This window comes from Clostridium sp. CTA-6 (genome assembly GCF_054768115.1).
The window spans coordinates 144,063-156,580 of sequence record NZ_BAAAAU010000001.1; the positions used below are offsets into that span (position 1 = coordinate 144,063).

The following is a 12,518-nucleotide window of genomic DNA, read 5'->3' on the forward strand; positions in this document are numbered from 1 at the left end:
AGTTAAAAAAATGGTGATACATTTTGGAATTTTATATACTGAAATAGGGAAATACAACTAAATATTTAAATTTAGTTGAATACATTTTGGAGGTATATAAAATGAAAAAAAAGTTATTTTTAACTACAATATCAATATTGGTAGTAATAGTAATATCAGTAACAGCTTCTTATTTAATTACAGTTTTTAATCATTCGAAAATTTATTCATCTAAAGATTCAAATGAATTTGTAGAAAGGCTTGATAATGAATTTCCAAATTGGATGAAAAAATACAAAGTACCTGGTGTTGCCATAGGATTAATTGAAAATGATAAAATCATATGGCAAAAGGGATATGGTTTTGCTGATAAAAAATCTAATACAAAAGTTACTCAAGATACTATTTTTAGAATAGCATCTATATCTAAACCTATTACTGCTTGGGGAATAATGAATCTTGTAGAACAAGGAAAAATTAATTTAGATGCTCCAGCAGAAAAATATCTTACTCGTTGGCATATTCCACCATCAAAATTTGACACAAAGGGTGTAACTATAAGAAGACTATTAAGTCATACAGCAGGGCTTTCTGTACAAGGGGCTCCTGGATATGATCCGGATAAACCATTACCTACTATAGAACAATCACTTTCAGGAATTGCAGGAAAGCAATGGCGTGTTGGAATAGTAAATAAACCAGGAAATACATTTCAATACTCAGGAGGAGGTTTTTCGGTTTTACAATTAATTGTTGAAGAAGTAACCGGAACAAAATTTGCAGACTATATGAAATCAGAAATATTTAATCCACTTAATTTAAAACATACAAGATATGATAGAAAATATAAAGATAATACTACCATTGCTACTGCATATACAGGCGATGGAAAAGCTATAGTAGATAGACCTTGGATAGAGCATGCCTCTGGCGGAGTATATACAAATTTAGCAGATCTTTCAACTTTTACTGCAGCATGTATGAATTATTCTAATGGAACTGGTGCTGGAAGAGGTGTTTTAAAATCAGATTCCCTTGAAAAAATGTTTTCGCCTCAACTAAATACTAAAAGTTCTTTTGGGGTTTATGGTCTTGGATTTATTCCAACAACGTTAAAAAATGGTGAAAAATTAATAACTCATAGTGGAGATATAACTGGTTGGAATGCTCAAATTGCATTTTTACCTAAAGAAAAAAGGGGTATTGTAATTCTTACAAATGGAGATGCTGGATACTATTTTAAATCTGATGTTCTAGGGGTCTGGACTAATTGGGCTACAGGAAGCAATATTAATGAGACTAAATTTTTGAGAATTATGCAAGCAACATTGTTATCGCTAGCATTTTTTCTAGATATTTTATTTTTGTATTTTATTTATAATATAAAAAAGCAATTTACAAGCAAAAGAAGAATTGTTTCTTTAATTTCTAATAATAAATTTGACTTTAAATATTGTATGAAAGTTATATTACCAGCTTTACTTGTGGCAATTTGGTATTTTATCTTCTATTCAAAAGTTCCTTTTAAAATTATATTTAAATTAGATGATTATTTACTTTTTACATTTTTGTCACCAGAACTTTTTTGGGTAACACTGATTGTTACAATTTTTGGAATTGTCTTAACTCTATTAAATATATTAACTAAAAAAATTAATTAGAATATAGGTTTAGTCTTAAATGCTAATTATATATGGTGTAGAATTGTTATAAGGTAATTTTTACATAAGGGGTATTTTAAAATGGAAGTATTAAAGGTAAACAACTTAAGAAAGGTTTATGGTTCAAAATTTGGTAGATTGAAATATACAGCTATTGATGATATAAATTTAGAGATAGAGAAAGGGGAATTTACAGCAATAATGGGGCCGTCAGGCTCAGGAAAAACAACATTTTTAAATGTAATTTCCACCATTGATAAGCCAACTTCTGGGGATGTGTTTATAGAAGGACAGGATATAACAAAATTAAAGGAGCCAAGTTTGTCCTACTTTAGAAGAGAAAAGCTAGGTTTTATTTTTCAAGATTTTAATTTACTTGATAACATGACATTAAAAGAAAACATTGTCTTACCTCTAATGCTTATGAAAGTTTCTTATAAAACCATACAAAAAAGGTTAGAGATTATAAGTTATAAACTTGGTATTAAGGAAATATTGGACAAGCATCCTTATGAGGTCTCAGGTGGGCAAAAACAAAGAGCAGCAGCTGCAAGGGCAATAATTACTGAGCCATCCTTGATTTTAGCTGATGAACCTACAGGTTCATTAGATTCTAAATCTTCAAAGGAGCTTTTAAATTGTCTTAAAAGCTTAAATGATAGCGGTACTACTATATTAATGGTAACCCATGATGCTTTTGCAGCCTCCTATTGTAAAAGAGTAATATTTATTAAAGATGGTAAATTATTTAATGAAATATACAGAGGAGATATGGAAAAAAAGAATTTTTATCAAAATATAATTAGAATTCTTTCTGTTATTGGAGGTGGCGCTGATGACATTATTTAATATAGCCTTAAATAATATAAAGAACAATTTTAAAAATTACTGGACATTTTTTTTAAGCTCTACTTTCAGTGTTTTTGTATTATATTTATTTATATCTATTGTAAATAATAACAGCATAAAATCTGAGTTTGAGGGTAAGCAAATGCTTACCCTTTTGTTCATTGTGGCTTCTTATATAACTGCAATTTTTTCATCTTATTTTGTATGGTATTCCAACTCTTTTTTAATAAAATCCAGAAATAAAGAATTTGCTCTATATATGATACTTGGGATGTCTAAAATGCAGACTTTTGTTTTAAGTTTTATAGAAAATTTTATAACTACAGTTGGTGCGTTTTTTTTAGGAATTACTTTAGGATTAATTTTTAATAAGTTTTTTCTTATGCTCTTATATACAATGATAGGGGCTCATGGAGATGTAAAAATTCAGCTTAGCTTAAAAGCCTTTGGGGTTTGTTTCGTAGTATTTGGATTTATGTTTATATTAATAAGTATTCATAGCTTTATACTTATGCACAAGGGTAATATTATAGAACTTTTTAATGCATCAAGAAAGACTGAGAAAGATTTAAAGGTATCTTTTATAACTAGTTTCATTGCACTACTTTCTATTATTTTTTTAGGAGTTGGATATTATATAGCAATAAAAAAGATTACTTTTAATATTAATCTTGCTTATGTAGTAGTGCTTTTAGTTGTTATAGGAACTATATTATTTTTTATAGGGGTTACTTCATGTATTATATATTTTAGTAAAAAAAATGAAAAAAATCTTTTTAAGGGAACAAAACTAATAGCTATTTCTCAAATTTCTTATAGATTTAAAAGTAATGTGAGTACTTTAAGTGTAATATCAGTTACAACTACTATAGCTTTGTGCGCTATGATAGCTTGTTTTGGACTTTTTGATAAAGTTGAAGAAAATACAAGATATGTGAGACCTTTTTCTGTAGAATATATAAAAGATAATGATAGAATAGACAAAATTTTCCAAGATACTGTTAAAAAACATAAAGAAGTTTCGGTTAAAAATAATAAAAATATAGAACTACTTGAGGTGAAAGCTAAAGTTTCTTTTTATAGCAATAGTAATACATTTTTTATAATAAATGAAAGTCAATTCAATAAAATTGCTAATAGTGAAAAAACTAATAGAAGAGTAACTTTAAAAAATTCTACAGATTGCTATTTTTTTCAAATGAAAGATTTTGCTGCAAATAAAAGTGTAATTGGTGAAATAATAGAATTAATGAGTAAAAATAAAAAATATAATCTAAAAATATCAGGTACTGATATGAAATATTTTATAGGAATGGAGCATTTTAAAGAAACTTTTGTTGTTAAGGATATTGTATATAACGAAATAAAAAGTACAATTTCTAAAGAAAAAGTGTTTAAAATTGCAGGATATACATTTGAAAATGAATATTTTTTAAAGGATTTTATACAGGATTTAAAAAAACAAATTCCCCCTAAAAATAATCTTTTAACTTACTATGAAAGTTATAGTTATGGATTAAAGATGACAGGTATGATGGCTTTTATTGGAATATTTATTGGTTTAGTATTTCTTACAGCTACAGGAAGTATCATATACTTTAAAATTATCATGGAAGCTCAAGAGGATAAGAATAAATTTATAACTCTTAAAAAAATAGGAGCTAGTGAAAAAGAAATAAAGAAGGCTATATCAGAAGAATTGTTTATTTTGTTTGGATTACCATTCATAGTAGCAGTAAGTAACTCTTATGTAGCGTCTATAGTTCTTGGAAAAATGATGGCACTTAAAATATATAAAGCCTTTGCAATTATTATTTTAGTGTATGCAGTATTCTACAGTGGGTATTATTTAATAACTTTAAAATCTTATATAAAAACTATCAGTGATTAAAATATTATAACCAATTAAATATTTTTCAAGTGATATTAACCATTGATAATTAATATGATATACAGATGTCATATTACCAATGTTATGATTAGAGTAATTTAAATAACAAAATATTTAAGTAAGCTTTTAGGCATTTGAGAAAGGAGAAGTTCATAAAGTTAAAATTAGAAATTCAAATAAAAATTGTTTGGGTTTGTATATGGTTAGTATTATATTTCGTAAAGATGTATATATTAAACTTTCCGTTGGGAGATGAAATAAATATGGACTTGGAATTTAAACTAAGATCATTATATATATGCGTTAAAAATATGGAAAGAGCAATTGAGTTTTATGAGGACTTATTAGGACAAAAAGTTACTGAAAAAAATGATATATATAGTGTTTTTGACATTAATGGTTTTAGATATGGTCTATTTGCAAATGAGAAAATGAATGAAGTAAAAAAATGGGGGAATAACTGTCTCCCAAGTTTAGAAGTAAATGATATTGATTTAGTTCTAAAAAAATTAGAACAATTAAACTGCAAAATTGTTTTTCCATTAACAATTATAGGTGAAAATCAAGTTTTAGAATTTACAGATAGTGAAGGTAATGATATAGAAATTACATGTCCTTTATATTAATTATAATTTGTAATTAAGAGCATTTAATCTTAGATGGATTAAGTGCTCTTTGTTATCATTATGCTATCATTTTGTGCTATGATAATTATCTTATGTAAAGTTGTAGTATAAGAGTTCTTATATATGATTTAAGAAGTAAATATAATCAAAAATAAGGATGATTAAAAATACTGGATTTTTAATTGAAGTAATTTAGATGTTTTGATTCTTATCTATGAGTAAATTATAAGTTAGTCCAATTAGTACTAAAAGTCCTCCAAGCAAATTACCGAAGGATAATTTATTTAAAGTAAAATAATCAATTATAATACCAACAAATAATTGCCCTATAAAAATAATCAGTGTTAAATAGAAAGAAGATATTTTAGGTGTAACATAGCTTGATAGTACAATTACTAAAACACCAGTAAGACCACCTAGATAAGCCCATAAAGGTATAGACTTTATTTTCGTATTAGTTATGTTTAGGCTTTCGTTACTTAAAAATAAGAATATAAATGAAAAGAACAATCCAATAACATAGTTAAAAAGAGTTCCTTGAAAAATACCAATTTTTTCTGCTAGATTAGAATTTATTATTCTCCCAGCTACAATAGAAGCACCTGCTAGAATTGCTATGAATATATATAACATTATTAATCCCCCTCTAAAAAACAGTCATTATAAAAATTCCTAAAATAATAAATAACAAACCAATACATTTCTTTTTTTCAAATTTAATAACTTTCATTCCAAGTAATCCAAAATGGTCTATAAAAATTGATGAAAGTGATTGTCCTAATAAACCTAAAGCAAGGGTTAATGATACTCCAAGCTTTGAAAAGCTAAGATTACTAAAAACTACAGTAAAGACACCTATAGCACCAGCACTATATAGGTATATAGGTATTTCCTTTTGAATTTTAATTTTCGATCTACTTATTAAGAGCACAAATGTTATAGAAAAAAGTCCAATAACATGAATTATTATGCTTGAAGTATAGTTTCCAAAAGTATTAGACAAAGTTCCATTAAATAAAGTCATTATAGCTATTAAAGCACCTATAAAGGCTGAAATTAAATTATTCTTCATATTAGTATTCCTCCTAGTGAAACCTTAAACTTAATTTATCATGAAAAAGTTGTAAAGAGATATGACATATGTCATACTTAAAACAAGAATTTATGAGGAGTTTAAAAATAAAGCTATGATAAGAATAAATGATTTAAAAGAAAAAGATAAGTATATTTCAAAGTATAGAATTAATGATATCTTCACTAAAGATATGAATCCCTTTATAGAACTTTTCTTTTTCAAAAAAAATGAGCATATTTGTAGAGAAGATGAAAAGCTTAATTATCTTTTTTTTCTTGTAAAAGGAAAAGCTAAAGTATATACAACTCTTAGTAATGGTAAGTCTTTGTTACTTTGCTTTTATGATGATTTTAAATTGTTAGGGGATGTAGAAATCATTAATTTAGAAAATGCATCTTCCAATGTGCAGGTTATAGAGGATACATATTGCCTAGCTATATCCTTAAAAAGTGTAAGCTTGTATTTGCTTAATGATGCTAAATTTTTAAGGTTTATTTGTAGTTCTTTAGGTGGAAAATTAAATAGATGTTCAAAAAATAGTTCTATAAATTTGCTTTATCCTTTGGAAAATAGATTAGCCAGCTATATTCTTGCTACTGGTGAAAGAGTAGATAATAATGAAGAAAGAATAATAAAGTTTAATGAAAACTTAACTGAAATAGCAGAGCTTCTAGGTACAAGTTATAGACATTTATTAAGAACATTAAATAGTCTTAGTTGTAAGGGAGCCATAATGAAGAAAAGTAATTATTTTCAAGTATTAGATGAGAAAATTTTAAAAAAGCTTGCAGCAGATCTATATAAATAATTATTTTTGTATAATATCTTAAATAATGATATAAAAATCAACCTTTAAAATCAACCGAAAGGTTGATTTTTTTTATGAAAAATTTTTGTATCATAAGATTATAAAAAGGAGGAATTCATATGGGAAATATAATAGAAGTTAAAAATCTAGAAAAAAGTTACAAAAGCAAAAAAGTAGTAAAGGGAATAAGTTTTGATGTAAAACAAGGAGAAATACTTGGTTTTTTAGGACCTAATGGTGCAGGGAAAAGTACTACCATAAATATATTATCTACTGTATTAAAATCAGATAAAGGAGAAGTTAAGTTTTTAGGTGAAAAATCTACTGAGGATGTTATGAATATTAAAAGAAATATAGGTGTAGTTCCTCAAGACTTAGCTATTTATGAAGAAATATCTGCAGAAAAGAATGTAAGATTTTTTGCAAGTCTTTATGGATTAAAAGGGAAAAAGCTTGATGAAAATGTAAAGGAGACTTTGGAGTTTGTAGGGCTTTATGATAAAAGATTAGATATGCCAAAGACATTTTCAGGAGGAATGAAAAGAAGACTAAATATAGCTTGCGCCATTGCACATAATCCTAAACTTATAATAATGGATGAACCTACAGTAGGAATAGATCCTCAATCAAGAAATCATATTTTAAGTTCAATTAAGAAATTACAAAAAAGAGGAGCTACAATATTATATACTACGCACTATATGGAAGAAGTTGAGGAAATAGCAGACAGAATAATAATAATGGATCATGGAACCATTATAGCTGAAGGAACCAAGGAAGAGTTAAAGAAAAACATAGAGGATGAAAGAGTATATTCTATTAATATAGCAAATAAAGAAAAACTTACAGAAGATGACTTTTTTAACATAGAGGGAGTAAAAAAAGTTATAATTTCAGATGAGAAAGTTGAAATAACATCTGTAAATACTGTTGAAAATTTAGATAAATTAATTTTAACTATGATGAACAAAAAGTGTAAGATACAAAATATTGATAGTAGTTTAGCCTCTCTAGAAAGGGTATTTTTAAATTTAACAGGAAGAAGTTTAAGAGAATAGGAGTAAGGTTATGAATTTATTAAAAGTTGTAAAGATTGATATTATAAATATATTAAAAAATCCTATACTTGTTCTATATAACACAATTTATCCATTGGTTCTTATAGGTTTGTTTGGATTTATAGCAAATGGAAATTATGGAGGTGAAGGGGTAACATCCTATGATTATTATGGAATTACAATGATTATTTTTACTGTATTATATATTGCTTTAACAGCTTCAAATACTTTTATGGAAAAGAAGGTTAAAAAGGGCAATGTAAGGTTAATATATTCTCCTACTTCTAAAACTATAATATTTTTATCCAAAATATTTTCAACATTTATATTTGCATCAGTGCTTTTTACTATAATACTCATTATAGAAAAATATATTTTAGGAATAAACTTGGGAGGAGAAAATTTTATATATATAATTGCTTTATTAATTTCATTTAATCTTTTAATGTGTTCTTTTGGGGCTTCAATGTGTTGTATCTTTAAAAGTGAAGAGGCAACTAATAAGTTTTTATCTCCAATAGACATGTTACTTGCATTATTAGGTGGATTATTTTTCCCTATGGATAATCTTGGAAAAACAGTAGAAAAGCTTTCCTACATATCACCAGTAAAGTGGATTAGTGAATGTATATTTAAAATAATTTATGATAAGGATTTTTCAATGTTTGTGCCAGCTATAGCCATTTGTATTGGCAGTTCACTTATATTTATAATCCTTTGTCAAATAACTTTTAAACCGGAGGAATATATATAATGAGTGTGTTTACTATATTAAAAAATAATTTTTATAGGATAATTTCTAAAAAATCAATTATTATAAATACAATAATATTTGTTCCACTTATGATTATGGCGGCGGTTTATTTTACAGATAAAATGGAAATTAAAGGTACAATAGCAGTGGTTTCTGAAAATAAATCTGTAAATTTAAACACAAAATATTTAAAAGTAAAAGTATTAGATAAAAAGCCTAAGATGTCGGAGCTTTTATTAAACAAGTATGATGCAGTGTTAGAGGATAAAGGAAATGGTAAAATTGAGATTACAACTATAAAGGGAGATAAATTTAAAAACACAATAAAAAATTATTTAAAGGCACCACAAAATATAAATAAGAACATAGATATAGGAGAAAAAAGAGGGGTAGGTACTAATATATTAGGATTTTTAATAATGATTATTTTGATTCAATCTGTAGGTCTTATGGTAATGTATCCTGAAGATAGAGATTTTAAAACCTTTAGAAGAATATTAATTTCTCCTGTAAGTGAGGGAAAGTATTTATTAGCACAGGGAATATTTAATTTTATTATAATATATATGCCTGTATTTTTAGCTATAGTAATAGCAAAAGCAGTGTTTAATGTTGATATAGGTTTTAGTTATGGTAATTTAGCTATACTTTTGAGCATAATAACTTTTCTAGGAACCGCTTTTGCCTTATTTATTACTTCTGCTATTGATGATTTAGAGAGTAGTCTTATGCTTGGATCAGTAATAATTACATTAACTTCTATTCTTTCAGGAAGTTTTTATTCATTCTCAGATAATAATAAAATTTTGGATATAATAATTAATATACTGCCTCAGAAGAGCTATTTAATTTTAGTTCAAGGGATAGAAAATGGTAAAAATATATTAAGTTATAAACTTGAGTTAAGTTATATTGTTATCTTAATACTAGTATTATTTACATTGGCAAGTTTAATGACGAAAAATAGTTTGAAAACAGGAAAATATTAAATTAATTTACTACAGTATTAGATATATAGTATAATTAAGTATCGCAGATAATAGCTATGGGACAAATAAAAAAGTAACTTTATTTTGTTGCGAATTATTTGAAAGTAACAAAATATTTCACAGGTGATTATATGGACAACAAAGTAAACTTAATAAGGACTAAGCTTATTAGTCCAATGCCAAGAAAGAATTATGTTAAAAGAGAAAAGATTATAAAAGAATTAGAGGATATAAAAGATTATAAAATTACAATAATAAAAGGAGCAGCAGGTAGTGGAAAATCCACACTGCTTTCTTCTTTTATAAAGGATAAAAATTTAAGTGATGTAAATTGGATAAGTCTTGATAAAGAAAATAATCAATGGAAATCCTTTTGGTATTATCTTATTGAAATATTAAAGAAGTATTTAGAGGATAATGGAAAAGAGCTTACTAATACTTTTAATACTTTTATAAGAAAAGATGAAATATTTAATGTTATTCCTTATATAGTTAATGAATTAGCTAAGGGAGAGGATATTTTTATAGTATTTGATGATTTTCATTATATAAAAGATGAATTTTTGAATTCAACTTTAGAATATTTAATTAAATATTCATCTAATAATATACATTATATTTTTTTAACTAGAGAAGAGATTCCTTTATATTTAGGCGAACTAAGATTACAGGGACAACTTTTAGAAATTGAAGAGGAAAGTTTGAGATTTTCAAAAGGGGAATGTTTAAGTTTTATAAAAAATACATTGAATATTGAACTTACAGAAGATATTATAGATAAAATATTTAATATATCAGAGGGATGGATTGCAGGAATTCAGCTTATCTCCTTGGCTTTAAAAAGTAGAAAGGATAATATATTTAGTGATATAAGTGTATTAAATAAATATGTAATAGAATATTTGACAGAAGAAATTTTAAAACAACTTAGTGAAGAAGAAAGAAATTTTTTAGTAAAAACTTCAATTTTAAATTATTTCAACATAGAATTATGCAATGATATTTTGAATACAAAAAATGCAGAAGAAATAATAAATTCTTTAATATATAAGAATTTATTTGTAATTATTATAGATGAACAGAGAAAAATATATAGATATCACCATTTGTTTAAGGAGTTTTTAAATCTTACTTTTTCAAAGGTTAATAAAGATGAACAGATAAAACTAAATTTAAAAGCATGTGAGGCTTTTAAAAAACAAGGGAATATTGAGGAAGCCATAAAACATTTATTAGAAATAAAAGCTTATGATAAAGTTTTAATAGAAATAGAAAATAATGCACAAAATATTGAAGTATGGTCCTATTTAAAAGAAATTCCTATAGAATATCTAATTACAAGTAAGGAGTTAACTCTTCAAAGATTATTTTATCATTTTGTAAATTTGGAAGTAAATGAATGTAAGAATTTGATAGATATATTAGATAATAAGATAAAGGAAAGAGAATGGTTTGAAGTTATTAATGCTTTTAAAATATACATATATGATTCTTCTTTAGATGCAAAATTGAATTTACAATATATAGAAAAATTTAATTTTAGTGAGATAACAAAAGCTATAATATATTTAAATAGCTGTTATATATTTTTTGCACAAGGATATCTTGATAAAGCTATATATTACTTAGATAAAAGCAATAGTATAGGTGAAAAATATAATATATCATATATAAGTTTTTTCAGTAAATCAATTAAAGCATGTGCTTTAGAGGAATTAGGTGAACTCTATAAGGCAGAATGTATTCTTAATAATATGAAAGAAATGCTTGATAAAATGCCTATATTAAGCAATTTAATGTTTATGTATCATTTAGGAATAGCTGGAATTTATATGAAAAGATTTGAAATACAAAAATCGGAAGAAGAACTTAAATTGATAAATGATTTTTTTTGTGATGGCTATGAGTTTGCAGATAGAGGAATTTTATATAATTTGATGGAATCTCAATTTTTAAAGGGAGATAAAAAGAAAGGTAAAGAACTGGCAAATAAGATTATAACAATACATACAACTAAAGAAAAAGATATACTACTTTATTTATATTCAGCAAGAATAAAATATTTCATATCAGCTGGTATTTATTCAAATGAAAATTTACAAGAATATAAGGTTTTATTTGAAAAACAACAAAAGAATTCTAATATTTATATTAGAATTGATGAGAAGATTACTTATGCAAGAGTTATTTATATATTAGGTGAACAAGAAAAAGCTAAAGATATTTTATATAAATGCTTAGAATATAGTAGAAAAAAATCATTTAAAATATATCTTGTTGATGGATTAATTGTGCTTACATTAATATTAGAAGAACTTAATGAAAGTAGAAGAACCACATTTAATTTATTAAGAGAAGCTATTCATTATAGTGTTGATAATAGATATTTAAAGCCATATGTACTTGAAGGGGAAAAACTTTTAAATATTATAAAAAAACTTAAAAATGACAAGGATATAGAATTAACTTCTAAGGAAGATAATTTTATAAAAAATTTAATTGATATTATGGAACCAGAAAAGATTAAAGCAGAACTTTTAACTGAAAGGGAGAAGGAAGTGATGGAAATATTATTTGAAGGAGCTTCAAATAAGCAGATTGGAGAAAGACTAAATATATCTTTAGCAACGGTAAAAACTCATATGATTAATATATATTCTAAACTTCAGGTTTCTAATAGAGTACAAGCTGTAGAGAAATATAAAAAAATTAAAGCCATAAAATATTAATACTTAAGTATTAATATTTTATGGCAACTAGATTAGTGAAGCCATGGAGACTTTAAAACTATTTTCGGTCTAACCTTAAACAATTATTTCTAAAATCTT

The 12,518-nt window shown here is 25.4% G+C and carries 11 protein-coding genes; 9 read left to right on the forward strand and 2 right to left on the reverse strand.

Annotation, left to right across the window (positions count from 1 at the left end; translation table 11 throughout):
- Positions 1-101: 101 nt before the first annotated feature.
- From ACYUDJ_RS00640 to ACYUDJ_RS00655, 4 genes are all read left to right on the forward strand, one after another.
- Complete coding sequence (locus ACYUDJ_RS00640; RefSeq protein ID WP_043031861.1) at positions 102-1,640, forward strand: serine hydrolase domain-containing protein; 1,539 nt, start codon at positions 102-104, stop codon at positions 1,638-1,640.
- An 81-nt stretch (positions 1,641-1,721) separates the two neighbouring features.
- Positions 1,722-2,489: an ABC transporter ATP-binding protein gene (locus tag ACYUDJ_RS00645; protein ID WP_003486388.1), complete on the forward strand. Its 768-nt coding sequence runs from the start codon at positions 1,722-1,724 to the stop codon at positions 2,487-2,489.
- Positions 2,476-4,380: an FtsX-like permease family protein gene (locus ACYUDJ_RS00650; protein WP_003486386.1), complete on the forward strand. Its 1,905-nt coding sequence runs from the start codon at positions 2,476-2,478 to the stop codon at positions 4,378-4,380. Before ACYUDJ_RS00645 ends, ACYUDJ_RS00650 begins: the two co-directional genes overlap by 14 nt.
- Before the next feature lie 263 nt (positions 4,381-4,643).
- Entirely contained in the window at positions 4,644-5,006 is a 363-nt protein-coding gene (locus tag ACYUDJ_RS00655; RefSeq protein WP_042385139.1) for a VOC family protein, read from the forward strand.
- A 192-nt stretch (positions 5,007-5,198) separates the two neighbouring features.
- Here ACYUDJ_RS00655 and ACYUDJ_RS00660 read toward each other — a convergent pair whose 3' ends face one another.
- A complete protein-coding gene (locus ACYUDJ_RS00660; protein ID WP_003486383.1) occupies positions 5,199-5,639 on the reverse strand; it encodes a DMT family transporter in 441 nt (146 codons plus the stop codon).
- 13 nt (positions 5,640-5,652) lie between these two features.
- Positions 5,653-6,078, reverse strand: coding sequence for a DMT family transporter (locus tag ACYUDJ_RS00665; RefSeq protein ID WP_003486381.1), 426 nt, complete (start codon positions 6,076-6,078; stop codon positions 5,653-5,655).
- Between the two features lie 115 nt (positions 6,079-6,193).
- On the opposite strand from ACYUDJ_RS00665, the gene yeiL reads away from it, so the two are divergent.
- The 5 genes from yeiL (at position 6,194) to ACYUDJ_RS00690 (ending at position 12,419) form a co-directional block, all read left to right on the forward strand.
- Complete coding sequence (gene yeiL / locus ACYUDJ_RS00670) at positions 6,194-6,889, forward strand: transcriptional regulator YeiL (RefSeq protein WP_042385135.1); 696 nt, start codon at positions 6,194-6,196, stop codon at positions 6,887-6,889.
- A 119-nt stretch (positions 6,890-7,008) separates the two neighbouring features.
- Positions 7,009-7,947 carry an ABC transporter ATP-binding protein gene (locus tag ACYUDJ_RS00675; protein ID WP_003486378.1) on the forward strand — a complete coding sequence of 313 codons (939 nt, stop codon included), beginning with the start codon at positions 7,009-7,011 and terminating at the stop codon, positions 7,945-7,947.
- 10 nt (positions 7,948-7,957) lie between these two features.
- Positions 7,958-8,701: an ABC transporter permease gene (locus ACYUDJ_RS00680; RefSeq protein WP_003486376.1), complete on the forward strand. Its 744-nt coding sequence runs from the start codon at positions 7,958-7,960 to the stop codon at positions 8,699-8,701.
- Positions 8,701-9,690, forward strand: a complete 990-nt coding sequence (locus tag ACYUDJ_RS00685) for an ABC transporter permease (RefSeq protein WP_003486375.1) — start codon at positions 8,701-8,703, stop codon at positions 9,688-9,690. The genes ACYUDJ_RS00680 and ACYUDJ_RS00685 overlap by 1 nt, the downstream gene beginning before the upstream one ends.
- A 131-nt stretch (positions 9,691-9,821) precedes the next feature.
- Positions 9,822-12,419, forward strand: a complete 2,598-nt coding sequence (locus tag ACYUDJ_RS00690; protein ID WP_003486373.1) for a LuxR C-terminal-related transcriptional regulator — start codon at positions 9,822-9,824, stop codon at positions 12,417-12,419.
- Positions 12,420-12,518: the final 99 nt, after the last annotated feature.

Excerpts from the sequence above, each read along its gene's own strand:
- ACYUDJ_RS00690 (WP_003486373.1), top strand. The coding sequence starts at position 9,822 with ATGGACAACAAAGTAAACTTAATAAGGACTAAGCTTATTAGTCCAATG.
- ACYUDJ_RS00650 (WP_003486386.1), top strand. The coding sequence starts at position 2,476 with ATGACATTATTTAATATAGCCTTAAATAATATAAAGAACAATTTTAAA.
- ACYUDJ_RS00665 (WP_003486381.1), bottom strand. The coding sequence starts at position 6,078 with ATGAAGAATAATTTAATTTCAGCCTTTATAGGTGCTTTAATAGCTATA.
- ACYUDJ_RS00645 (WP_003486388.1), top strand. The coding sequence starts at position 1,722 with ATGGAAGTATTAAAGGTAAACAACTTAAGAAAGGTTTATGGTTCAAAA.
- ACYUDJ_RS00660 (WP_003486383.1), bottom strand. The coding sequence starts at position 5,639 with ATGTTATATATATTCATAGCAATTCTAGCAGGTGCTTCTATTGTAGCT.
- ACYUDJ_RS00680 (WP_003486376.1), top strand. The coding sequence starts at position 7,958 with ATGAATTTATTAAAAGTTGTAAAGATTGATATTATAAATATATTAAAA.
- ACYUDJ_RS00685 (WP_003486375.1), top strand. The coding sequence starts at position 8,701 with ATGAGTGTGTTTACTATATTAAAAAATAATTTTTATAGGATAATTTCT.
- ACYUDJ_RS00675 (WP_003486378.1), top strand. The coding sequence starts at position 7,009 with ATGGGAAATATAATAGAAGTTAAAAATCTAGAAAAAAGTTACAAAAGC.
- ACYUDJ_RS00655 (WP_042385139.1), top strand. The coding sequence starts at position 4,644 with ATGGACTTGGAATTTAAACTAAGATCATTATATATATGCGTTAAAAAT.
- yeiL (WP_042385135.1), top strand. The coding sequence starts at position 6,194 with ATGATAAGAATAAATGATTTAAAAGAAAAAGATAAGTATATTTCAAAG.
- ACYUDJ_RS00640 (WP_043031861.1), top strand. The coding sequence starts at position 102 with ATGAAAAAAAAGTTATTTTTAACTACAATATCAATATTGGTAGTAATA.